The 24,962-nt window shown below is 50.4% G+C and carries 18 protein-coding genes and 1 pseudogene; 18 read left to right on the forward strand and 1 reads right to left on the reverse strand.

Features of this window, described 5'->3' with window-relative positions; genetic code table 11:
• Positions 1 to 81: 81 nt before the first annotated feature.
• From aroA to RAHAQ2_RS07620, 13 genes and pseudogenes are all read left to right on the forward strand, one after another.
• Complete coding sequence (gene aroA / locus RAHAQ2_RS07560) at positions 82 to 1,365, forward strand: 3-phosphoshikimate 1-carboxyvinyltransferase (RefSeq protein ID WP_015696656.1); 1,284 nt, start codon at positions 82 to 84, stop codon at positions 1,363 to 1,365.
• Between the two features lie 196 nt (positions 1,366 to 1,561).
• On the forward strand, positions 1,562 to 2,260 hold the full coding sequence (gene cmk, locus RAHAQ2_RS07565; RefSeq protein WP_015696657.1) for a (d)CMP kinase: 699 nt from the start codon (positions 1,562 to 1,564) through the stop codon (positions 2,258 to 2,260).
• A 156-nt stretch (positions 2,261 to 2,416) separates the two neighbouring features.
• On the forward strand, positions 2,417 to 4,090 hold the full coding sequence (gene rpsA, locus RAHAQ2_RS07570; RefSeq protein WP_086935295.1) for a 30S ribosomal protein S1: 1,674 nt from the start codon (positions 2,417 to 2,419) through the stop codon (positions 4,088 to 4,090).
• A gap of 57 nt (positions 4,091 to 4,147) precedes the next feature.
• Positions 4,148 to 4,435, forward strand: a pseudogene (gene ihfB / locus RAHAQ2_RS07575) (integration host factor subunit beta); the annotation flags it as partial.
• 227 nt (positions 4,436 to 4,662) lie between these two features.
• Positions 4,663 to 6,942 carry a ComEC family protein gene (locus RAHAQ2_RS07580; protein WP_072010211.1) on the forward strand — a complete coding sequence of 760 codons (2,280 nt, stop codon included), beginning with the start codon at positions 4,663 to 4,665 and terminating at the stop codon, positions 6,940 to 6,942.
• A 38-nt stretch (positions 6,943 to 6,980) separates the two neighbouring features.
• Complete coding sequence (msbA, locus tag RAHAQ2_RS07585) at positions 6,981 to 8,729, forward strand: lipid A ABC transporter ATP-binding protein/permease MsbA (protein ID WP_015696660.1); 1,749 nt, start codon at positions 6,981 to 6,983, stop codon at positions 8,727 to 8,729.
• Entirely contained in the window at positions 8,726 to 9,715 is a 990-nt protein-coding gene (gene lpxK / locus RAHAQ2_RS07590) for a tetraacyldisaccharide 4'-kinase (RefSeq protein WP_015696661.1), read from the forward strand. The genes msbA and lpxK overlap by 4 nt, the downstream gene beginning before the upstream one ends.
• Positions 9,716 to 10,064: 349 nt before the next feature.
• The gene (cspE, locus tag RAHAQ2_RS07595) at positions 10,065 to 10,274 is read left to right on the forward strand and encodes a transcription antiterminator/RNA stability regulator CspE (protein WP_013574839.1); all 210 of its coding nucleotides are present in this window, start codon (positions 10,065 to 10,067) and stop codon (positions 10,272 to 10,274) included.
• 261 nt (positions 10,275 to 10,535) lie between these two features.
• Positions 10,536 to 10,748 carry a cold-shock protein gene (locus RAHAQ2_RS07600; RefSeq protein WP_015696662.1) on the forward strand — a complete coding sequence of 71 codons (213 nt, stop codon included), beginning with the start codon at positions 10,536 to 10,538 and terminating at the stop codon, positions 10,746 to 10,748.
• A 95-nt stretch (positions 10,749 to 10,843) separates the two neighbouring features.
• On the forward strand, positions 10,844 to 12,067 hold the full coding sequence (locus RAHAQ2_RS07605; RefSeq protein WP_015696663.1) for a winged helix-turn-helix domain-containing protein: 1,224 nt from the start codon (positions 10,844 to 10,846) through the stop codon (positions 12,065 to 12,067).
• Between the two features lie 378 nt (positions 12,068 to 12,445).
• Positions 12,446 to 12,628, forward strand: a complete 183-nt coding sequence (locus RAHAQ2_RS07610) for a Trm112 family protein (protein ID WP_013574842.1) — start codon at positions 12,446 to 12,448, stop codon at positions 12,626 to 12,628.
• Entirely contained in the window at positions 12,625 to 13,383 is a 759-nt protein-coding gene (gene kdsB, locus RAHAQ2_RS07615) for a 3-deoxy-manno-octulosonate cytidylyltransferase (RefSeq protein ID WP_015696664.1), read from the forward strand. The genes RAHAQ2_RS07610 and kdsB overlap by 4 nt, the downstream gene beginning before the upstream one ends.
• 195 nt (positions 13,384 to 13,578) lie before the next feature.
• A complete protein-coding gene (locus RAHAQ2_RS07620; protein ID WP_015696665.1) occupies positions 13,579 to 14,472 on the forward strand; it encodes a YcbJ family phosphotransferase in 894 nt (297 codons plus the stop codon).
• A 1-nt stretch (position 14,473) separates the two neighbouring features.
• Here the strand turns inward: RAHAQ2_RS07620 and elyC are convergent, their stop codons facing one another.
• Positions 14,474 to 15,253 carry an envelope biogenesis factor ElyC gene (gene elyC / locus RAHAQ2_RS07625; protein ID WP_015696666.1) on the reverse strand — a complete coding sequence of 260 codons (780 nt, stop codon included), beginning with the start codon at positions 15,251 to 15,253 and terminating at the stop codon, positions 14,474 to 14,476.
• A gap of 156 nt (positions 15,254 to 15,409) precedes the next feature.
• Here elyC and cmoM point away from each other — a divergent pair, with 156 nt between their 5' ends.
• From cmoM to ldtD, 5 genes are all read left to right on the forward strand, one after another.
• Complete coding sequence (gene cmoM, locus RAHAQ2_RS07630) at positions 15,410 to 16,195, forward strand: tRNA uridine 5-oxyacetic acid(34) methyltransferase CmoM (protein WP_015696667.1); 786 nt, start codon at positions 15,410 to 15,412, stop codon at positions 16,193 to 16,195.
• The gene (gene mukF / locus RAHAQ2_RS07635) at positions 16,192 to 17,514 is read left to right on the forward strand and encodes a chromosome partition protein MukF (protein ID WP_015696668.1); all 1,323 of its coding nucleotides are present in this window, start codon (positions 16,192 to 16,194) and stop codon (positions 17,512 to 17,514) included. The genes cmoM and mukF overlap by 4 nt, the downstream gene beginning before the upstream one ends.
• The gene (gene mukE / locus RAHAQ2_RS07640; RefSeq protein WP_015696669.1) at positions 17,495 to 18,226 is read left to right on the forward strand and encodes a chromosome partition protein MukE; all 732 of its coding nucleotides are present in this window, start codon (positions 17,495 to 17,497) and stop codon (positions 18,224 to 18,226) included. Before mukF ends, mukE begins: the two co-directional genes overlap by 20 nt.
• On the forward strand, positions 18,223 to 22,671 hold the full coding sequence (mukB, locus tag RAHAQ2_RS07645) for a chromosome partition protein MukB (RefSeq protein WP_015696670.1): 4,449 nt from the start codon (positions 18,223 to 18,225) through the stop codon (positions 22,669 to 22,671). The genes mukE and mukB overlap by 4 nt, the downstream gene beginning before the upstream one ends.
• A gap of 361 nt (positions 22,672 to 23,032) precedes the next feature.
• The gene (ldtD, locus tag RAHAQ2_RS07650; protein ID WP_015696671.1) at positions 23,033 to 24,883 is read left to right on the forward strand and encodes a L,D-transpeptidase; all 1,851 of its coding nucleotides are present in this window, start codon (positions 23,033 to 23,035) and stop codon (positions 24,881 to 24,883) included.
• Positions 24,884 to 24,962 lie beyond the last annotated feature (79 nt).

Consider the following 24,962-nt stretch of genomic DNA (forward strand, 5'->3'; position numbering starts at 1 on the left):
GGATGCTTTAGTAAGAAGCCTTAAAAATGACCCCGGCTCACTGTCCGGGGTCATTTTATAAAAAGAAGAATTGGAGAAAGAGTGGAATCCCTGACATTACAACCTGTTGCGCTGGTTAACGGCAGCATCAATTTACCTGGCTCAAAAAGTGTTTCAAATCGCGCACTTTTACTGGCTGCTTTTGCACAGGGCACTACCCGCCTGACTAACCTGCTCGACAGCGACGATGTGCGCCATATGCTGACAGCACTGACTCAGTTGGGTGTCACGCATCGTTTATCTGCGTCCAGGACAGAGTGTGAAATCGACGGTCTGGGCACGGCTTTTTCCAATGCTAAAGGTCTGGAACTGTTTCTGGGGAACGCCGGTACCGCTATGCGTCCGCTGGCTGCGGCGTTGTGCCTGGGTGAGCAGAATGTGGTGCTGACCGGTGAGCCGCGCATGAAAGAGCGTCCGATCGGGCATCTGGTCGATGCGCTTCGTCAGGGCGGCGCGCAGATTGATTATCTTGAGCAGGAAAACTATCCGCCTCTTCGCCTGCACGGTGGGTTTAGTGGTGGTGACGTTAGTGTCGATGGCAGCGTTTCAAGCCAGTTCCTGACTGCGCTGTTAATGATGGCTCCGCTGGCAGGTAACGACACCACCATTCAGATTAAAGGTGATCTGGTTTCCAAACCTTATATCGATATCACGCTGAACCTGATGAAAACCTTTGGTATCGAAGTGGAAAACCACGCGTACCAGACATTCAGTATCAAAGGCCGTCAGCAGTACGTGTCTCCGGGTTCCTATCTGGTCGAAGGTGATGCCTCTTCAGCGTCGTACTTCCTGGCCGCTGCGGCCATCAAAGGGGGTACGGTTCGCGTGACCGGAATCGGCAAAAACAGCATGCAGGGTGATATTCGTTTTGCAGACGTGCTGGAAAAAATGGGTGCGACTATTCACTGGGCTGATGATTACATCGAATGTACCCGCGGTGAACTGAAAGGCATTGATATGGACATGAACCATATTCCTGATGCAGCAATGACCATTGCTACTGCTGCGTTGTTTGCCGAAGGTCCGACGACGCTACGCAATATTTACAACTGGCGTGTTAAAGAGACTGATCGACTGACAGCGATGGCGACTGAGCTGCGTAAAGTCGGGGCAACGGTGGAAGAGGGCGAAGATTACATTCGTGTTGACCCGCCTCAATCACTAAAATTTGCCGAAATTGGCACCTATAATGATCACCGGATGGCAATGTGTTTCTCGCTGGTGGCGTTATCTGATACACCAGTGACCATTCTTGATCCGAAGTGTACCGCGAAAACATTCCCGGACTATTTTGAACGTCTGGCAGCCATCAGCACACTGGCATAGTGTTTCACTTGTTTGCCCTGCCTGAACGGACATCCCGGATGTCCGTTTTTTTGTTTTTCAGGCTCAGAACCGTCCGCTTTTTAGGCAACTGAAAAATGTGGGGTAACAGTTGTCGCAAAGGCAGCGTATAATGCCGCTCCTGAATTAGTCCTGTGAGACTAATGAAGCGGGCAGACCCCACCGAAAGGAGACAAAAATGACGGCTTTAGCCCCGGTAATCACCGTTGATGGGCCAAGTGGTGCAGGCAAAGGTACGTTGTGTAAAGCGTTGGCCGAGGCCTTTAACTGGCATCTGCTGGATTCCGGCGCGATTTACCGCGTTTTGGCGCTGGCGGCATTGCATCACCAGGTTGATATTGTCTCAGAAGAGGCGCTCGTTCCGCTTGCCGCACATCTCGACGTTCGTTTTGTGGCTCAGGATGGGCAGTTACACGTTATTTTAGAAGGTGAGGATGTGACCCATGAAATCCGCACCGAAACGGTAGGCAATACGGCGTCTCAGGCGGCGGCATTTCCCCGCGTTCGTGAAGCGTTATTGCGCAGGCAGCGCGCATTCCGCGATGCTCCGGGCCTGATTGCCGATGGTCGCGATATGGGGACGGTGGTTTTCCCCGATGCACCAGTGAAGATATTTCTGGATGCCAGTTCGGAAGAGCGTGCAAACAGAAGAATGCTACAGTTGCAGGAAAAAGGCTTTAGTGTTAACTTTGAACGGCTTTTAGCCGAGATCAAAGAACGCGATGACCGTGATCGTAACAGGCCTATCGCGCCTTTAGTGGCTGCTTCCGATGCGTTGTTGCTGGATTCAACCAGCATGTCCATTGATGAAGTCATCGAAAAAGCGCTGGCTTATGCCACAGAAATTCTAGGATTGCCGCAAAAACAAACCCGGTAATCGAGCCTTAATCTGGTGCTGAAGAATATTCAGTGCCAGTTTTGGCTATAGTTTTTTTTAACCTCGCCGCAAGGATCTGTAGCGGGGCATTTGAAACAACCCCATCCAGCAGGACGCCAGATGGACGTTAAACTTAAGAACCTAAAGATTATCAACATGACTGAATCTTTTGCTCAACTCTTTGAAGAATCCTTAAAAACAATCGAAACCCGTCCTGGTTCCATCGTTCGTGGTGTTGTTGTGTCTATCGACAAAGATATCGTACTGGTTGACGCCGGTCTGAAATCCGAGTCTGCAATCCCGGCAGAACAATTCAAAAACGCACAGGGCGAACTGGAAATCCAGGTTGGCGACGAAGTTGATGTTGCGCTGGACGCTGTTGAAGACGGCTTCGGTGAAACTCTGCTGTCCCGTGAAAAAGCTAAACGTCATGAAGCTTGGATCACGCTGGAAAAAGCTTACGAAGAATCTGCAACTGTTACCGGTGTTATCAACGGTAAAGTTAAAGGCGGTTTCACTGTTGAGCTGAACGGTATCCGTGCGTTCCTGCCAGGTTCACTGGTAGACGTTCGTCCTGTTCGCGACACGCTGCATCTCGAAGGCAAAGATCTTGAGTTCAAAGTCATCAAACTGGACCAGAAACGCAACAACGTTGTTGTTTCCCGTCGTGCAGTAATTGAGTCTGAGAACAGCGCAGAGCGCGATCAACTGCTGGAAAACCTGCAGGAAGGCATGGAAGTTAAAGGTATCGTTAAGAACCTCACTGACTACGGTGCATTCGTTGATCTGGGCGGCGTTGACGGCCTGCTGCACATCACTGACATGGCTTGGAAACGTGTTAAACACCCAAGCGAAATCGTTAATGTTGGCGATGAAATCACTGTTAAAGTTCTTAAATTTGACCGTGAGCGTACCCGTGTATCACTGGGTCTGAAACAACTGGGCGAAGATCCTTGGGTCGCTATCGCTAAACGTTACCCAGAAGGTACTAAACTGACGGGTCGCGTTACCAACCTGACTGATTACGGCTGCTTCGTAGAAATCGAAGAAGGCGTTGAAGGTCTGGTTCACGTTTCTGAAATGGATTGGACTAACAAAAACATCCACCCATCTAAAGTTGTTAACGTGGGCGATGTTGTTGAAGTTATGGTTCTGGATATCGACGAAGAACGTCGTCGTATCTCCCTGGGCCTGAAACAATGCAAAAACAACCCATGGCAGCAATTCGCAGAAACCCACAACAAGAACGACCGCGTTGAAGGTAAAATCAAGTCAATCACTGACTTCGGTATCTTCATTGGTCTGGACGGCGGCATCGACGGCCTGGTTCACCTGTCTGACATCTCCTGGAACGTTGCAGGCGAAGAAGCAGTACGTGAATACAAAAAAGGCGACGAAATCGCAGCTGTGGTTCTGCAAGTTGATGCAGAACGTGAACGTATCTCCCTGGGCGTGAAGCAACTGGCTGAAGATCCATTCAATAACTACCTGTCTGTTAACAAGAAAGGTACTATTGTTACTGGTAAAGTCACAGCAGTTGACGCCAAAGGTGCTACAGTTGAATTAGCTGGCGGCGTAGAAGGTTACCTGCGCGCTTCAGAAGCTTCTCGCGACCGTATTGAAGACGCAACTCTGGTTCTGAACGTTGGTGATGATGTTGAAGCTAAATTCACCGGTGTTGATCGTAAGAACCGCGTAGTAAGCCTGTCCGTCCGTGCTAAGGATGAAGCAGACGAGAAAGATGCAATCGCTGTTGTTAACAACAAACCAGACGAAAGCAACTTCTCTAATGCTATGGCTGAAGCGTTCAAAGCGGCAAAAGGCGAGTAATGACGGGGGGCGGCTCAGTCGCCCCGAAACGGTAGTTTAGCTGCAAAGCTTGGAGGTACTATGACCAAGTCTGAACTTATTGAAAGACTTGCTGGCCAGCACTCTCATATCCCGGCGAAAGCTGTTGAGGATGCAGTGAAAGAGATGCTTGAGCATATGGCTGCAACCTTGGCTGATGGTGAACGCATCGAAATCCGTGGGTTTGGCAGTTTTTCTCTTCACTACCGTGCTCCGCGTGTTGGGCGCAACCCTAAAACTGGCGATAAAGTCGAGCTGGACGGCAAGTACGTTCCTCACTTTAAGCCAGGTAAAGAGTTGCGCGATCGCGCGAATATTTACGGCTAAGGCTTTCGCCTGAACGTAAATGTCTGCCTATAGCGAACGTAAAACGGTACCTTTCGAGGTGCCGTTTTTTTTGTTTTATGCCTCCCTTTTTCAGTTCTGAAAACAGAATGTTTGCGTAATGTCTCGCAGCGTTTTTCTCTCCTGCTTGCCTCTTGTTTGCGTGAAAATCATACTCCGGCACGAAAACATTCTGATGAACGTGAAGGGAGTAAAACATTAAAATCTCACTGGACGAGGCTGCTTTAGCTGTTATTGCAGGCATGATGCCGCTGCTCATTTTTTTCCGACTTCCTTCCCTCCTTCAGTTGACTATGCTGTGTATTGCCGCTGCCTGTTGTTTCAGATTTCATCACAAAACATTCAGCCTGATAGCGATAGGCCTCCTGAGTTTCAGTTGGGCCTCGTTTCAGGGGAATATGCAGCTTGATCAGATTTCAGTACTTCAGGGGACACAGCGCCATGTTACCGCAGCGGTGGAGAGTATTAATCTCGGGAGCAACGGCACGTCTTCTGTACTCTTCAAATTAGAAAAAGCGGAAGGCAAAATAATTTTCCCGCCGGTCATGTTCCGTACTAAATGGGAAGAGGCAGAGCAAGAACTGTTAGCGGGTCAGCGTTGGGATATGACGGTCAGTTTGCGGCCCGTGCACAGCGTGCTGAATGAAGGCGGCTTTGATGCCCAGCGTTGGGCGCTGTCTCAGCATGCACCACTGACCGCAACTGTTCGCAATAGTCGGCTAATAGATTCAAAAATATCGCTTCGTCAGCAATTTATACAGCGGGTGCAGCAGAAGATGCCACCGATGGAAAATACACCCATACTGATTGCATTGGCCTTTGGCGAAAAAGGATTAATACAGAGTACAGATAAATTGCTATTACAAAAGACTGGCATCGCCCATCTGGTGGCGATATCAGGCTTACATATTGGAATTGCGGCGTTATTCGGATGGTGGCTGGCGCGTGGATTGCAATATCTGCTGCCGGTAAAACTGATTGATTACCGCTTTCCGTTATTCATGAGCGGTATTTTTCTGCTGACTTATACCTGGCTTTCCGGAGGCAACGCACCCGCGGTGCGGGCAGCGTTAGCGGTGTCGATGTGGATCCTGCTGCGTCTGTTTCGGGTCCGCTGTCATCCATGCCAGATATGGCTTTGGGTGGTTGCTACGCTTCTGCTGGCCGATCCTATGAATTTATTATCCGACAGCTTCTGGCTGTCATGTTTCGCGGTTGGGGCACTGGTTTTCTGGTTTCAATGGGCACCACTTCCTGCAATGTTTCAGCAAGCATGGTATTGGGCATTGTTCCGCTGGGGACATCTGCAACTGGGGATGACGCTTCTCCTGTTACCCTTACAGGTCGGGATTTTCCACGGCATAAACCTCTTTTCGTTTCCGGCTAATATGTGGGCAGTACCGGTTGTTTCGCTAATCACAGTCCCGCTGGTGTTACTGGCTCTGTTGATGAACACCGTGCCCTGCGTATTCATGGATTACCTACAAGCTCTGCTTTGGCAACTGGCGGATGCCACCCTGAGGCTGGCCCTGTGGGGTGTAAAAGCATTACCGGACGGCTGGATCCCATTGGGTGAATCATTTGTGGTCGCGAGCCTGATGGGATGGTTGGTGCTACTGTGCTGGCGGATTTGCCCGTTGAGACAATGCCTTTCATTGTTGCTGTCTCTTTTTGCGATCTCTTTCGTCTGGCTGAACAGAAATCCGGCAGAGCGCTGGCGGGTTGATATGCTCGATGTCGGGCACGGCTTGTCGGTACTTATCAGCAAAAACGGCAGAGGTGTTCTTTATGATACCGGCAACCGGTGGGAAGGGGGATCAGCCGCTGAGCAAAATATTATCCCTTTTTTAAATTGGAAGAATATTCAGCTGGAACAGATAATTATCAGTCATAATGACATGGATCACCGGGGGGGCCTGGCTCCGTTACAAAGACGATATCCCGCCGCCAGCGTACGTGAAAGTGCCTTGTCTGAGCAGCAGCATCTGAAATGTATGGCGGGCGAACAATGGCGCTGGCAGGGGCTGGATTTTAACGTTTTGTGGCCAGAGAAAATGTCCGGGGATGCAGGGAATAACGACAGTTGCGTTATCCGCATTGATGATGGTTCATTCAGTTTGCTGCTGACCGGCGATATTGAAGCTGAAACAGAAAAAGCGTTAGTCAGGAAGTGGCGGAGCGAACTGCAGGCCACTGCACTTCAGGTTCCTCATCATGGCAGCAATACATCATCGATACCGCCATTCCTTCGGGCAGTTAAGCCGGTTATCGCGCTGGCTTCCGCATCCCGTTTCAATAAATGGCATCTGCCGGCCCATAAAGTTGTTAGCAGATACAACAAAGCGCGCTATGACTGGCATTCCACCTCTGAATCGGGTCAGCTCAGCCTCTTTATTTTTGATGATTATTGGACAATTAAAGGCTTACGCGAGCAATTAATCCCCCGTTGGTATCACCACCAGTTTGGAGTATCTGCAGATAATGAGTAGAATAGACCGCTATTTCTTTCGATGCTGGTTGATATTGCATGATGAACGATAAAGATCTCTCCACATGGCAGACATTCCGTCGACTGTGGCCGATGATCACACCTTTTAAAGCCGGGCTGATCGCTGCGGCTATTGCGCTGGTCGCAAACGCCGCCAGTGATACTTTCATGCTGTCTTTGCTGAAGCCGCTGCTGGATGACGGTTTTGGTAAAGCTGACCGCTCAATTCTACTCTGGATGCCATTGGTCGTTATCGGCCTGATGATTGTGCGTGGTGTCAGTGGCTATATTTCGAGTTACTGTATTTCATGGGTTTCGGGCAAAGTGGTGATGCATATGCGTCGCCGTCTGTTTGGTCATATGATGAGAATGCCCGTTGCATTCTTTGACCAGCAATCTACCGGTACCTTACTTTCCCGTATCACCTATGATTCCGAACAGGTCGCGTCTTCGTCTTCCAGTGCGCTGGTGACCGTTGTACGCGAAGGTGCGTCAATCATTGGTTTGTTTGTAATGATGTTCTATTACAGCTGGCAGCTTTCGGTAATCCTGTTAGTGATTGCGCCAATTGTTTCTGTTGTGATCCGTGTGGTGTCTAAACGCTTTCGTAATATCAGTAAGACAATGCAAAACACGATGGGGCAGGTGACGACCAGTGCGGAACAGATGCTGAAAGGCCATAAAGAAGTGTTGATCTTCGGTGGTCAGAAAGTCGAAACTGCGCGTTTTGATAAAGTGAGTAACCGTATGCGCCAGCAAGGTATGCGTATGGTATCCGCCTCTTCAATTTCAGACCCGATTATTCAGCTTATCGCTTCTCTGGCACTGGCATTTGTGCTGTATGCGGCAAGCTTCCCGTCAGTGATGGAAACGCTCAGTGCGGGTACCATCACCGTTGTGTTCTCTTCTATGATTGCCCTGATGCGGCCGTTGAAGTCACTGACTAACGTGAACTCCCAGTTCCAGCGCGGTATGGCAGCTTGTCAGACGCTATTCTCAATTCTGGATATGGAACAGGAAAAAGACGAAGGGAAACTGGAAGTCAAACGTGTAAAAGGGAATGTTGAATTCAAAAATGTGACCTTCACTTATCCGGGGCGTGATGTTCCTGCTTTGCGTGACATTTCCTTCAACCTGCCGGAAGGTAAAACCGTTGCACTGGTTGGCCGTTCAGGTTCCGGTAAATCGACTATCGCGAATTTGCTGACCCGCTTCTATGATATTCAGGAAGGTAAAATCCTGATGGACGGTCATGATCTGCGGGAATATACGCTTTCTTCATTGCGTGACCAGGTGGCACTTGTTTCTCAGAACGTTCACCTTTTCAATGACACTATTGCCAACAACATCGCTTACGCCCGTACGGATATTTACTCCCGCGAAGAAATTGAAAAAGCAGCGACGATGGCTTACGCAATGGACTTCATCAGCAAAATGGATAAAGGGCTGGATACGGTCATTGGTGAGAATGGCGTTCTGCTCTCAGGTGGTCAACGCCAGCGTATCGCAATTGCCCGTGCCTTGTTGCGTGACTCACCGGTTCTGATACTTGATGAAGCAACCTCTGCTCTTGATACCGAATCTGAGCGCGCTATTCAGGCTGCGCTGGATGAACTGCAGAAAAACCGCACATCGCTGGTGATCGCACACCGTTTATCCACTATCGAAAAGGCCGATGAGATCCTGGTAATTGAAGATGGTTGCGTGGTGGAACGTGGTTCGCATGTAAGCCTCCTCGAAGAACGCGGTGTTTACTCACAACTCTACCGGATGCAATTCGGGCAATGATTGATCGTATCTGGTCAGGAAAGTCACCGTTATATCTGTTACTCCTGCCGCTGGCATGGCTTTACGGGCTTATCTCGAATCTCATCCGTTTGAGCTATAAATTTGGGGTTAAAAAAAGCTGGCGTGCACCGGTGCCCGTGGTGGTGGTTGGCAACCTGACCGCTGGTGGGAACGGTAAAACACCGGTGGTTATCTGGCTGGTAGAAACGTTGCAGCAGCATGGTTTTCGTGTCGGTGTCGTTTCGCGTGGTTATGGCGGAAAATCTGAGCGTTATCCGCTGTTACTGACCCGCGAAACGTCTACTCTACAAGCGGGTGATGAGCCTGTGCTGATTTTTCAAAGAACAGGGGCACCGGTTGCAGTGTCCCCGGTTCGCTCTGATGCAGTGAAGGCATTACTCGATGGACATGAATTAGACGTTATTATTACGGACGACGGGTTGCAGCATTATGCACTTCAGCGTGATATCGAAATTGTTGTGATCGATGGTATCCGCCGTTTTGGTAATGGTCACTGGTTACCTGCAGGCCCTATGCGTGAAAGAGAATCTCGTTTGCGTTCAGTGGATGCGGTGATTACCAATGGCGGCACAGCCCGTACCGGCGAGTTAGCGATGCTCTTGCAGCCGGGAAAAGCGATAAATTTGATTACAGGTGAACAATGTGATGCTTCTGCATTGAAAAATGTGGTGGCTATTGCCGGCATCGGGCATCCCCCACGTTTCTTCTCCACGTTGAAACAACTAGGGATAAACGTACAAAAGGAAGTCGCCTTTTCTGATCATCAGGCTTATACCTCCGGACAACTGTCCGCAGTAAAAAAGCCAGGTCAGGCCCTTCTGATGACTGAAAAGGATGCCGTAAAATGTCGTTCTTTTGCTCAGCCAGACTGGTGGTATTTACCGGTCGCCGCAAAAATCGAGGGTGGCCAGGCTGAGAAACTGCTCCAAAAAATAGCTGATCTTATTTTGAAAAAGATGCATTGATACAGTAAAAATAGACCATTTCTCTGCATCTGATAAAAATTTACGTAAATCTAAAGTTTCAATCTTCATGATTTTAAAGGTTAATATTTACCGTTAATGTTTAATGTAAGAATAATTGCGCAACGTGACTTGCTATTGCTCTGCACTTATGAGTAAATGCGTGCAGCCTGTGTTGCAGCGCTATTTATGTATGAGTGTAGAGTAAAGCAGTTCCTCCCAGACGTTATCTCTTTCCCGATGATTCCGCTTCCAAGACGAACCTTCTAAGTCCTCCCCATAAGTAATTGTCTGAACTATTGGCTAACATTGCCGAATGGCAGGATTTTATATTTTGTAAAAGGTTTTAAATATGTCTAAGAAAAATGGTCAGGTTAAGTGGTTCAATGAAAGCAAAGGTTTTGGTTTTATTGAACAGGCTGATGGTGGCAAGGATGTGTTCGTACATTTCTCTGCAATCGCAACCGATGGTTTCAAAACTCTGGCCGAAGGCCAGCGTGTAGAATACACCATTCAGGATAGCCCGCGCGGTCCTGCTGCTGCTAACGTTATTGCGCTCTGAAAAGAGACAAGCGTGATGATATGAAACAACGTTAATCGCTACTCATATCAGCAGAGTAAAACCCGCCGGATGGCGGGTTTTACATACCTGAAAAGGTAAAGATGGCGTTTATAAAACGTCGTGAAAGTTGTAAAAATAATGATTAAAACAAATTCGCTCATTAGAGGTTTTTTATAAAAAAATAACTTAGCAATGGGCAAACGCATCCGAACAATAATAAAAAAGTGTGTTCATGGATGCCCAAAAGAAAGGATAGAAATTATGATGTTAAAAATGGGTTTAGTTAAATGGTATAATCAGGCTAAAGGCTACGGTTTTATTTGCCCGCTCGATGGTTCTTCTGAAATTTATGTTCAGCGTACTTCTATTGCGAATACCGGGGATAAATCTCTGAGTGCCGGTCAGAAGGTGGAGTTCACCACTTACCGCAGCGTAGCACATGGCCCTTCTGCGGCTGATGTTATTGCTTTCTGAGTCTGGTTTTGTTGTACACCGTTGAGTTGAATTTTACGCTCCGGTAAAAATATGCTATCGGTATCCACAGTTTACTTGCTGCTACGGATACCGATATGTCTCACCCGGTTATATCTCTTGCTTCAGCCCGCACCCTGCATCTGTCTGCACAAAATCTCCTAAAACCTTTTACCCGAAAGCCTTCGGCTGTGGATGTCGTTCAGGCGATCCGTGATATGGGATTGCTGCAAATTGACACGATAAGCGTGGTTGCGCGCAGTCCTTATCTGGTGCTCTTCAGCCGCTTAGGTAATTACGCCCCCCAATGGCTGGAACAAGCCCTCTCGGCAGGAAAAATATTCGAGTACTGGGCACATGAGGCCTGTTTTATTCCCAGTGAAGATTACGGACTCCTGCGCCACCGGATGCTCAATCCTCAGGGAATGGGGTGGAAATTTTCTCAGGCCTGGTTTGATGAGCATCAGACGGATATTGAGGCGCTGCTGGGATATATCGCCGAAAATGGTCCTGTGCGTTCGGCCGATTTCAATGCAGATAAAAAGTCTGCCAGCGGCTGGTGGGACTGGAAGCCTCATAAAAAGCACCTGGAAACATTGTTTACTTCCGGGAAACTGATGGTGTCTGAGCGGCGTAATTTCCACCGGGTTTACGACCTTGCTGAACGGGTGATGCCTGGCTGGGACGATGCGAGCCAAACTCTTGAACAGGCTGCAGCGGAATATCAGATGCTGCGGCGTTCGGCGCAATATCTCGGCATCTTTAAACCTGAATGGCTGGCGGACTACTACCGCCTCAGGCGAGTGAATACCAAAGCTGTGATTGCACAATTACTGACGGATGAGGAAATCACACCGGTAGAAGTGTCAGGGCTTGAAGGTATTTATTATGTTCATCGCAAACAGTTTCCCCTTCTGCAACAAGCCACCGAATCACGGATCGGTTCAACCGTCACCACACTGCTTTCGCCTTTTGATCCGGTGGTATGGGATCGTAAACGCGCATCGACATTGTTTAATTTTGAATACCGGATCGAGTGCTATACGCCGGAAGCAAAACGCCTGTACGGATATTTCACGCTTCCCATATTGCAACGGGGTGCGCTGATTGGCCGGGTAGATGCAAAAATGCATCGCAAAGAAAAAATACTGGAAGTGAAGAGCCTGCATCTTGAGCCTGATGTGACGATGGCTGCACGACGGGCAAAAGACGTACACGGGGCAATCAGCCGTTTCGCGCAGTGGCAGGGTGCTGAAAGAGTCATCACCGTGAATGTACCCGACACGTTAACGGCGTGTTGGGGGAAAGACTGGCAGATTTGATGTCACAAAATGAAACGGCTGCATCAGGCAGCCGTTATTTCACGATGATTGCAGGTGGCATGCAGCTTAGTGGCTGAAGTTAGCGAACATTGCGATGATTTTGTTAATAGTTTTCATTTTTAGTGCTCATATTGAAGGTGTTTAGTGTGATGTGCATCACAAAAAAATTGTACTCCCGCAAAATCGACAGCGCAATCCTCCTTAAAAGATATTTTTTATTCACAAAAATGTAACTTTTTGCAGTCGTTTCGGAGAGGGCGTGAGGATTAACGCGGGTGTAGCGTTATGCTATTCTCTTCAACCACCGTGTTGGGTTTCCAATGCTTTTTGCGTTGCACCTTGCTGAAAAAGCGGTGTATTCGCCTCCGGGAGGAATTTATGGACCACCGTTTGCTTGAAATCGTTGCGTGCCCTGTATGTAACGGAAAGCTTTACTTCAATAAAGAGTCGCAGGAGTTAGTGTGTAAGGCAGACAGCCTGGCTTATCCCGTGCGTGAGGGTATCCCCGTATTATTAGAAAACGAGGCCCGCCCGCTTTCTGTTGATGAGACACACCCATGAGTTTTGTTGCCATTATCCCGGCCCGATTCGGGTCAAGCCGTTTGCCGGGTAAGCCGTTGGCCGATATCAACGGTAAACCTATGGTTGTGCATGTGATGGAGCGTGCACTGGAGTCGGGTGCTAAACGTGTGATTGTTGCGACAGACCATCCTGACGTTGTGGCGGCGGTTGAGGCTGCAGGTGGTGAAGTTTGTCTTACCCGGCCTGATCATCAGTCAGGCACTGAGCGTCTGGCTGAAGTCATCGATTTATGTCAGTTTTCCGATGATGAAATTATCGTCAACGTACAGGGCGACGAGCCGCTGATCCCGCCGGTTATTATCCGTCAGGTGGCTGATAATCTGGCAAACAGTGAAGCAGGAATGGCGACTCTGGCAGTGCCGATTGAAACAGCGGAAGAAGCGTTTAACCCGAATGCGGTAAAAGTAGTTCGGGATGCCAAAGGTTACGCCCTGTATTTTTCCCGCGCTGCAATTCCGTGGGAACGTGAACGTTTTGCCGTGTCGAAAGAAACGATTGGCGATGTCTTCCTCCGTCACATCGGCATTTATGCTTACCGTGCTGGCTTCATTCGCCAGTATGTGAAGTGGGAACCGACTACACTTGAGCACATTGAATTGCTCGAACAACTCCGGGTGCTGTGGTACGGTGAAAAAATTCACGTTGATGTGGCGAAGGCCATTCCTTCTGTGGGGGTTGATACCGCTGAGGATCTGGAACGTGTGCGCGTGATTTTAGGCCATAAAAATTCCTGACCAGATAGCGTATAAAAAGTCATAAAAGCGGAATGTTCCGGCATTCCGTTTTATCATCACTGTTCTCTTTTCGTTTTGCGCGCTGCCTTCCTGTTTCTGCCCCGACTATCCGGTTTTTGTTTGATCTGAAACGGGGTAATCCTTTCCTGAAGCTTTCATCATAAACGTTAATTTATTCGTCACTGCGAACACGTTATGGAACAGCTAAAAGCCGAATTGAGTATTGTGCTGGGCGAGCGTTTATCCCGCCTTGAATGTGTCAGTGAGCAGCCTTATGCCCATCTTTTTTCTCTCTATGATGAGCAGGGTTACGCAATGCCTTTGATGGCCAAAAGTTTTGTCTGCCAGGGGATTGCCGGACAGGAGGCTTATAAATTATCAATGCTGGCACGGGAAGGTGTGGTACGTGTGCCGACGGTTTATGGCATGGTCACCACGCATCAGAAACCGTATCAGGAAATATTGCTGATTGAACGACTGCGTGGTGTCTCTGCCGAGGCGCCAACGCGTACTCCTGAGCGCTGGCAAATCTTACAGGAGCAAATTGTTGAGGCGATGCTGGCGTGGCACCGGATTGACAGCCACGGCTGTGTCGGTTCGGTAGACAGCACGCAGGAAAATCGCTGGGAAAACTGGTATCCGCAACGGGTTGAAGTGTTGTGGGCAACGTTATCAAATTTACAAGCCTCTGAACTTACACCTGAAGATCGCACATTGCTTTTCCGTTCCCGGGCCTGTATCCCCGCGTTGTTTGCAGAATTTGACGACACGCCGGTACTGGTCCACGGCAATCTCTCGTTGCGCAGCATGCTCAAAGATCCGCGCAGCGATCAGTTGCTGGCGATGATTAACCCCGGCACCCTGTTGTGGGCGCCGCGCGAGTTTGATCTCTTCAGGCTGTGGGAAAAAGGTATGAGCGAGCAACTGCTGTTCAGTTATCTGCAAAAAGCACCTGTTTCTGAAACCTTCCTTGCCCGCCGCTGGTTGTATCTGGTGTGGGAATCTGTCGCGCATCTGATCCATACCGGTAAGCTTGACCGCCAGCAGTTCGATTATGCACGGCAACAATTATTGCCGTGGCTTAACTGAGTTACTTCGCAATGGGTGCCGGCAGCGTTATCCATTGCCATGCGCGCCCCAGCGTTTCATACCATGCCCGCTCGCTGTGAGACAAGAACAGTGCCTGTGGCAACGCTTTTTCCCACGGATTGAGCGGGGAATCTATCGCAAGCTGATTCGCCGGTGCCGGAATAGGGTTCAGTCCCAGTTGGCGGAAGAAAATGATTGCCCGCGGCAGATGGTTTGCCGACGTCACCAGCACAAACGGCTGCTCTCCCAGCATTTCTTTAACCTGCAAAGCTTCCTGATGTGTATCCCGTGGTCTGTCGAGCAGAATAATATCGCTCTCCGGCACCCCTAAACTCTCCGCCACTTTCCCGGCGACCGCAGCACTGCTCATCGGGTTGGTTATGGCCCGCGCACCGGTGAAGATCATTTTCGAACCGGGGTTTGCCCGGTAAATGCGGATCCCTTCTGCCACGCGAGGAAGGCTGTTACTGATGAGATTAGAACTCGGTGCCCACGCCGGGTTATAGGTATAACCGCCACCCAGTACGACGACATATTTTACCGGCACTTTGCCGCTGGCCTGATAAGTAGGATAAGCCGATTCAATAGGGCGCAGCAGGTTATCCGCAACAGGTTGCAGGCTGAGCAGCAACAGAAGCAGCCAACTCAGTGAAAAAAACACTTTTCCGGTTTTTTGCCAGCGGGTCATCCACAGCAACACCAGGGCTATCGCCATGAGGAGCAGAATAAATGGCAGAGGTAATAACAGTCCCCCCAGCGTCTTTTTTAGGATAAATAACATCAGAAACCGATCCTTTTGGGTGAAAAAACGACATCCGGGCGTGAATCCGCGTCAGGATGATTTATTCTATGCCAGCCTGTGCCAAAATAGCACTTCACCCGGCATCGCCGCACAACCATCATTCAACAAATTGTTTTCTGAAACAGGGTTCATTTCATGCAGGATCGTAATTTCGACGATATGGCCGAGAAATTTTCGCGCAATATCTACGGCACAACAAAGGGACGTATCCGTCAGGCTGTGCTGGGTCAGGATCTGCATGATTTGCTACAGACGTTGCCTCAGCGTCCACTGCGCATTCTTGATGCGGGGGGCGGTGAAGGACAAATGGCCTGTGAACTGGCAGCTTTAGGACATAAGGTCTTGTTGTGTGATCTGTCCGGTGAGATGATCCGCCGCGCCGGGGCTGCCGCGCGGGAAAAAGGTGTGAGCGACAACATGCAATTTGTACAATGTCCGGCTCAGCATATTGCCGAACATTTGGAACAGCCGGTTGATCTGATATTGTTCCATGCGGTCATCGAATGGCTGGCTGAACCCCGGCAAGCGCTGGCTGCACTGGTCGATTGTCTGACACCCGGTGGCGCAATATCGCTGATGTTTTACAATATCCACGGTCTGGTCATGCGGCACATGATCCTCGGCAATTTTGCTCATGTCGAAGCGGGTGTGCCAAAAATCAAAAAGAGCTCCCTGTTACCCGATCACCCGCTGGAACCTGCGCAGGTTTACCAGTGGCTGGAAGAACTTGGGATGCAGATCAGCGGCAAGACCGGTGTTAGAGTGTTCCACGATTATTTGCGAAACAGACAACAACATAAACAGGATTTTGACGAGCTTCTGGCGCTGGAACAGCGCTATTGCCGCCAGGAACCTTTTGTTAGTTTGGGACGTTACATCCACGTGATGGCGCACAAACCCATTCTGAAGGACGAATTATGAGTGAATTTTCCCAGACTGTACCCGAACTGGTCGCCTGGGCACGGAAAAATGATTTCTCAATTTCGCTGCCAACGGAGCGGCTGGCTTTTCTTCTGGCAATTGCCACATTAAACAGCGAGCGCCTTGATGGGGAAATGAGTGAGGGTGAACTGGTTGATGCGTTTCGTCATGTCAGCAAGGGATTTGAGCAGACAAACGAGACCATCACCGTACGTGCCAATAACGCCATTAATGACATGGTGCGTCAGCGTTTGCTCAACCGTTTTGTCAGTGAACTGGCTGACGGTAATGCCATTTATCGCCTGACGCCTTTGGCGATCGGTATTTCCGATTACTATATCCGCCAGCGTGAATTCTCTACGTTGCGGTTGTCTATGCAGTTGTCGATCGTTGCGCAGGAACTCAAGCGTGCTGCTGATGCGGCCGAAGAGGGCGGCGATGATTTTCACTGGCATCGCAATGTTTACGCGCCCCTCAAATACTCCGTTGCTGAAATTTTTGACAGCATCGACATGACTCAGCGGATCATGGATGAACAGCAGCAGGGCGTGAAAGACGACATTGCCGCGTTGCTCAATAAAGACTGGCGCGCGGCAATTTCCAGTTGTGAAATCCTCCTGTCAGAAACGTCCGGTACGCTGCGTGAATTGCAGGATACGCTCGAGGCCGCAGGTAACCTGTTGCAGGCGCATCTTATGCGTATTCAGGATGCCACGATGGTCGAACTCGATTTGAGTTTTGTCGACAAACTGGTTTTCGACCTGCAGAACAAACTCGATCGTATTACCAGCTGGGGCCAGCAGGCTATTGACCTGTGGATTGGCTATGACCGGCATGTGCATAAATTTATCCGTACCGCCATCGACATGGATAAAAACCGGGTGTTCGCCCAGCGTCTGCGTCAGTCGGTTCAGAATTATTTTGATCAGCCGTGGACGCTGACGTTCGCTAATGCCGACCGTCTGCTGGATATGCGTGACGAAGAACTGGCCTTGCGAAGCGAAGAAGTGACCGGCGAACTTCCGCCAGATCTTGAATTTGAAGAATTTAACGAAATCCGCGAACAACTTGCGGCATTGATTGAACAGGCATTACAGGTTTATCAGCAACAAAAAACGCCGCTCAATCTGGGCATAGTAATGCGCGAATATCTTAAACAGTATCCGCGTGCCCGACATTTTGATGTCGCGCGAATTGTGGTCGACCAGGCTGTGCGCCTTGGTGTGGCTGAAGCAGATTTTTCAGGGTTGCATGCCGAATGGCAGGCAATCAATGATTACGGAGCCAAGGTGCAGGCCCATGTCATCGACAAATATTGAACACATAATGCCAGCTAAGCTGGCGCAGGCACTGGCAAATTCAGTGTTTCCTGCTCTCGACAGCCAGCTGCGTTCTGGCCGTCATATCGGCATTGATGAACTGGATAACCACGCATTCCTGATGGACTATCAGGAAGAAATGGAACTCTTTTACAGCCGCTACAACGTGGAGTTAATCCGGGCACCGGAAGGCTTCTTCTATCTGCGTCCGCGCTCCACCACGCTTATCCCGCGTTCAGTCTTATCTGAACTGGACATGATGGTCGGGAAAATCCTTTGCTATCTGTATCTCAGCCCGGAACGTCTGGCGCATGAAGGGATTTTTACCCAGCAGGAACTGTATGACGAATTACTGAGTCTGGCGGATGAAAGCAAATTGCTTAAATACGTCAACCAGCGCTCAACCGGCTCAGATTTAGATCGTCAGAAGTTGCAGGACAAAGTCCGGACATCACTCAATCGCCTGCGCCGCCTGGGCATGGTGTATTTCATGGGTGTCGACAGCAGCAAATTTCGTATCACTGAAGCGGTATTTCGTTTTGGTGCAGATGTCCGCAGCGGCGATGACGCGCGCGAAGCACAGCTGCGGATGATCCGCGACGGTGAAGCAATGCCAGTCGACAGCGCGCTGTCGCTCAATGATGAAAGTGAGGACGGCGAATCGCCGGCAGTGCAGCAAGGGCATGAGAGCGCAGAGGATGAACAGGAATGATTGAACGCGGTAAATTTCGCTCACTGACGCTGGTTAACTGGAACGGGTTCTTTGCCCGCACGTTTGACCTCGACTCACTGGTCACCACGCTTTCCGGCGGTAACGGGGCCGGGAAATCCACCACGATGGCGGCCTTCGTCACGGCGCTGATCCCTGATTTGACGTTGCTGCATTTCCGTAACACCACGGAAGCGGGCGCAACCTCCGGTTCGCGTGATAAAGGCCTGCACGGTAAATTGCGCGCGGGTGTTTGTTACTCGGTTCTGGACGTGGTGAACTCCCGTCACCAGCGTATTGTGGTTGGGGTTCGCCTGCAGCAGGTCGCCGGTCGTGACCGTAAAGTGGACATCAAACCTTTCACTATTCAGGGCTTGCCGGTTGCGGTGAATCCGACGGAAATGCTGACTGAAACGGTCGGCGAGCGTCAGGCGCGGGTGCTGTCTTTGCAGGAACTGAAAGATCGCGTAGAAGCGATGGAAGGCGTGCAGTTCAAGCAGTTCAACTCGATTACTGATTATCATGCCCTGATGTTTGATCTGGGTGTTATTCCGCGTCGCTTGCGTTCAGCATCCGACCGTAGCAAGTTCTATCGTCTGATTGAGGCGTCACTTTACGGCGGTATTTCCAGCGCCATCACCCGTTCCCTGCGCGACTACTTGTTGCCGGAAAACAGTGGTGTGCGTAAAGCCTTCCAGGATATGGAAGCAGCGCTGCGTGAAAACCGCATGACGCTGGAAGCGATCCGCGTGACGCAATCTGATCGCGACCTGTTTAAGCATCTGATTTCTGAAGCGACGTCTTACGTGGCCGCCGACTATATGCGTCACGCTAATGAACGCCGCATTCATCTTGATGGCGCGCTGGTACTGCGTAATGATTTGTTCACCAGCCGTAAACAGTTGTCCGGTGAACAATACCGTCATGTCGAAATGGCCCGTGAACTGGCTGAGCAAAGTGGTGCGCAAAGCGATCTGGAAACCGATTATCAGGCTGCCAGTGATCATCTGAGTCTGGTTCAGACCGCGATGCGTCAGCAGGAAAAAATCGAGCGTTATGAAAGTGACCTCGAAGAGCTGACATATCGTCTGGAAGAACAGAACGAAGTGGTGGCCGAAGCCAGCGAGCAGCACGCCGAATACGAAGCGCGCGCTGAGGCCGCTGAACTGGAAGTGGATGAGCTGAAAAGTCAGCTGGCCGATTACCAGCAGGCGCTGGATGTTCAGCAGACCCGTGCTATCCAGTATCAGCAGGCGTTACAGGCCATTGAGCGTGCACGCGACTTGTGCCAGATCCCCGATCTGAGCATTCAGAACAGTGAAGAATGGCTGGAAACGTTCCAGAGCAAAGAGCAGGAAGCGACTGAAGTCCTGCTGATGCTGGAACAGAAGATGAGCGTCGCTTCTGCCGCCCATAATCAGTTTGAAACGGCTTATCAGCTGGTGGTGAAAATCGCCGGTGAAGTGAGCCGCAGCGAAGCCTGGCAGACGGCGCGTGAGTTACTGCGCGACTGGTCATCTCAGCAGCATCAGGCGGAGCGTGTCGAACCGCTGCGCATGCGGTTGTCCGAACTTGAAGGCCGCCTGCGTGAACAGCAGGATGCCGAACGTCAGTTGCAGGAATTCTGCAAACGTACGGCGCAGGATGTGCATCCCGAAGATCTGGACGAAATGCAGCGTGAGCTGGAAGTTCAGATCGAAGAATTACAAGGTGTTGTGTCGCAGGCAGGCGAACGTCGCATGGAAATGCGTCAGGAACTTGAACGTGTTCAGTCGCGCATTCGTGAACTGACCGCCCGTGCACCTGTCTGGCTGGCCGCGCAGGAAGCACTCAGCCAGTTAAGCGAGCAAAGTAAGGAACCGCTGGAAAGCAGCCAGCAGGTGACCGAATACATGCAGCAACTTCTGGAAACGGAACGCGAAACGACGGTTGAGCGCGACGAAGTGGCTGCCCGCAAACGTCGTATTGAAGGGCAGATAACCCGCCTCAGCCAGCCGAGTGGTGCGGAAGATTCCCGCATGATCGCGCTGGCAGAACGCTTCGGCGGTGTGTTGTTATCGGAAATTTACGATGACGTCACTATCGACGATGCGCCTTACTTCTCTGCCTTGTATGGTCCGTCCCGCCACGCGATTGTGGTGCCTGATTTATCCCTGATCCGCGATCAGTTGGATGGGCTGGATGATTGCCCGGAAGACCTCTATCTCATCGAAGGGGATCCACAGTCATTCGATGACAATGTCTTTGAAGTGGAAGAAATGCAGGGCGCGGTACTGGTCAAAACCGGCGATCGCCAGTGGCGTTATTCTCACTTCCCACAGGTGCCGTTGTTTGGCCGTGCGGCGCGTGAGAACCGCCTTGAAACCTTGCATAAAGAACGCGAAAACCTTTCAGAACGTTACGCGACATTGTCATTTGACGTGCAGAAAATTCAGCGTGCGCATCAGGCATTCAGTCGTTTTATCGGCAGTCATTTAGCCGTGGCATTTGACGCCGACCCTGAAGCTGAAATCCGCACCCTGAGCGGGCGTCGTGGCGAACTGGAACGTGCTATTAATGCGCACGAAGGCCAGAATCAGCAACAGCGCCAGCAATACGAGCAGGCGAAAGATGCTATCGGCATGCTCAATAAATTGCAGCCACGTGTCGGCTTGCTGTGTGACGAAACGCTGATTGATCGTGTTGAAGAAATTCGCGAAGAAATGGAAGAGGCACAGGATTGCGCCCGTTTCATTCAGCAGCACGGTGTTTCACTGAGCAAGCTGGAACCGCTGGTCTCAGTGCTGCAAAGCGACCCGGAACAGCATGAGCAACTGAAAGAAGATTACGCCCAGGCGCAGCATGCACAGCGTCTGGCGAAGCAACAGGCGTTCGCGCTGACGGAAGTGGTTCAGCGTCGTGCTCACTTCAGCTATACCGACTCTGCCGGTATGCTGAATGAAAACAGTGACCTGAATGATAAGTTGCGCCAGCGTCTTGAACATGCGGAAGCAGAACGTACGCGTGCCCGTGAACAAATGCGTCAGCATCAGACGCAACTGACGCAGTACAGTCAGGTTCTGGCCTCGCTGAAAAGTTCGTTCGATGCCAAACGTGATATGCTCAAAGAGCTTAGCCAGGAATTGCAGGATATAGGCGTTCAGGCTGATGCCAATGCCGAGGCACGCGCTAAAACCCGCCGTGACGAACTGCACAGCGCGCTCAGCACTAACCGTGCGCGCTGTAATCAGCTCGAAAAGCAAATCACCTTCTGCGAAGCTGAAATGGATAACCTGCAGAAAAAACTGCGCAAACTTGAGCGTGATTATCATCAGAGCCGCGAACAGGTTGTGACCTCGAAAGCGGGCTGGTGTGCTGTCATGCGTCTGGTGAAAGACAATGGCGTGGAACGCCGTTTGCACCGTCGCGAGCTGGCTTATATGGATGGCGACGAACTGCGTTCCATGTCGGATAAATCTCTCGGTGCACTGCGTCTGGCGGTGTCTGATAACGAACATCTGCGCGACGTGCTGCGTTTGTCGGAAGATCCGAAACGTCCTGAGCGTAAAATTCAGTTCTACATCGCCGTGTATCAGCATCTGCGCGAGCGTATCCGTCAGGATATTATCCGTACCGATGACCCGGTTGAAGCTATCGAACAGATGGAAATCGAGCTGGGCCGTCTGACCGAAGAACTGACTGCCCGCGAGCAGCAACTGGCTATCAGTTCGAAAAGTGTGGCCAATATCATCCGCAAAACTATTCAGCGCGAACAAAACCGTATCCGCCAGCTCAACCAGGGCCTGCAGGCAGTGGCGTTTGGTCAGGTGAAAAGCGTGCGTCTGAACGTGAATGTACGTGAAGCACATGCGGGACTGCTGGATGTGCTGTCTGAACAACAGGAACAGCATCAGGATTTATTCAGCAGCAACCGTCTGACCTTCTCGGAAGCGCTGGCGAAACTCTATCAGCGCCTGAATCCGCAAATCGATATGGGTCAGCGCACACCGCAAACTATTGGCGAAGAACTGCTGGATTACCGCAATTATCTCGAGATGGAAGTGGAAGTGAACCGTGGTTCTGACGGCTGGTTACGTGCAGAAAGCGGGGCGTTGTCAACGGGTGAAGCCATCGGTACCGGTATGTCAATTCTGGTGATGGTTGTTCAGAGCTGGGAAGACGAATCGAGCCGTATGCGCGGGAAGGATATTTCACCTTGTCGTCTGCTGTTCCTTGATGAAGCCGCGCGTCTGGATGCTAAATCTATCGCCACGCTGTTTGAGCTTTGCGACCGTCTGGAAATGCAGCTGATTATCGCAGCACCGGAAAACATCAGCCCGGAAAAAGGGACAACCTATAAACTGGTGCGTAAAGTCTTTGGCAATAATGAGCATGTACACGTGGTCGGTTTGCGTGGATTCGCGCCTGAACTTCCCGCGCTGGTCAATACGGAAGCTGACGTTTCCTGATTGTGTTCAGATAAATCAGGTGAGTGATTTTTAAAAGCCCCGGCCTCAACACCGGGGCTTTTTATTGAAATGGCATTCATTTCACTTATATTTCTTTAAGAAGTTGCGGTGAGCTTAATAGTTTGTATGACAACGCTAAAGTGCTGCGTAATTTATAGACGAATGCTTGAAAACAACACATAAACACGTAACGGAAGACTTTATTTAAACTGACAGCTGGCTTAGAGTCTTTACGTTACACGCGGGCTCTATTTCATTGAGTTCCTACGCAAAAAAAGAATTCTCTTTATATACTTAATCCAAGAGCTGCTGGCTCAATTTTGGGGATGAAATTGGGCACCTTATCGGGAGGCAAGGGAAGATGTTAATGAATCAAAGGTCTCTCAGGTTTTTAGTCGCCAGCTGCCTGCTGGCGAGCGGTCTGTCGCCGTGGTTTGCTGCATGGGCCACCGTGCCCGCGCTGCCATTAGGAAAAACCACGTTATCGAGCGTACAGAGTATGAGCCAGTTGCAGGCAGAGTTATTGCCAAGAGGCATCAGGCCATTGTATCTGTCATCTCTGTCATCGCTTTATGCTGCAAACCATATGCAGCCTATGTGGAACGATCGCGAAACAGTTCAGATATTCCAGCAGCAACTCGCCGAACTGGCCATATCGGGGATCCAGCCTCAGTTCACGCAATGGGTGAAATGGCTGACGGATCCGCAAGTCACCGGCATGGCCCGTGATGTGGTGTTGTCAGATGCGATGCTGGGATATTTGCAGTTTACGAGCAGCGTCGAAGCCAATGGGGACAAGTGGTTATACAGTTCCACACCCTACAAAATGACGACGCCATCGCTGACGGTGATTAATCAGTGGCAGCTGGCCGTGCGTCAGGACAACACGTCACACTATTTGTCGACTCTCGCGCCGCAGCATCCTTACTACACCAAAATGCATGATGCGTTGAAGACGATGCTGGCGGACAATCGCCCATGGCCCGTCATGACGGGATCAGTCAGTTTGCGTCCGGATCAGATCAGTGACGATGTCCCGGCTTTGCGGGAGATCCTGACCCGCACCGGTATGATGGTCGCATCGCCTGAAGAGAACAGGGCACCTAAACCGACAGATGAAACAATCGCTCCTAACATGCCGGGAAGCGCGGCAAATGACGATTTGTCTGTTGATGAAACCGCCGATAAGGCCCAGCAATCGACGCCAGCCGTCAGCCCTTCCGCAACATCGGTACAAGATGTTCTGCCAACTGTTCAGTCGACAGAAGCGCCAGCGACACCCGTGCCGGTTGCTGTTGTCCATAATCAGTACACGCCGGATTTAGTGGAGGCCGTTAAACGTTTTCAAAAATGGCAGGGTCTGGAAGCTGACGGTATTATTGGGGCACGTACACGCCAGTGGCTGAATGCCTCTCCGCAATTGCGTGCGACCTTACTGGCACTGAATATTCAGCGCCTGCGCATTCTCCCTGGCAATGTGAACACCGGTATCATGGTGAACATTCCAAACTATCAGCTCACCTATTATCTCAATGGCAATGAAGTGTTGTCGTCACGGGTGATTGTCGGGCGTCCAAGTCGTAAAACGCCGTTAATGAGCAGTGCGCTGAATAATGTTGTGGTCAATCCGCCATGGAATGTGCCAACAACGCTCGTGCGTGAAGACATCGTGCCCAAAGCCATGAACAATCCGGGTTACTTCCAGCAACATGGCTATCAGGTGTTGTCTGGCTGGAGTAATGATGCTGAAATCATCGATCCTTCAATGATCGACTGGGCCATGGTGTCACCCAATCATTTCCCATACCGCATCCGTCAGGCACCGGGCGTAAGCAACTCCCTGGGCCGGTATAAATTTAATATGCCAAGTTCTGATGCCATTTACCTGCATGACACGCCAAATCACAATCTGTTCAGTAAAGACATTCGTGCCCTGAGTTCAGGCTGTGTGAGGGTAAATAAGGCTTCTGAATTAGCCAATATGCTGTTGCAGGATGCGGGCTGGAATGACACGCGGATCTCATCAACATTGCAGGGCGGCAATACCACGTATGTAGCGATACGCCACCACATACCGGTAAAACTGTTTTATCTGACGGCGTGGGTTGCAGATGACGGTAAGCCGCAATTCAGAACAGATATTTACAATTATGATTCAACGGTGAGATCCGGTGCACAAATTCTGCCTCAGGCGGAAATTTTGCTTCAATAAATGCAGTAAAACTAATCTGATAAGGGTCAGAGTATTTGGCCATCGAACGAGCGTGAGCCACTGGCACGCTCGTTTTGCT

The organism is Rahnella aquatilis CIP 78.65 = ATCC 33071 (genome assembly GCF_000241955.1).
GTDB lineage: Bacteria > Pseudomonadota > Gammaproteobacteria > Enterobacterales > Enterobacteriaceae > Rahnella > Rahnella aquatilis.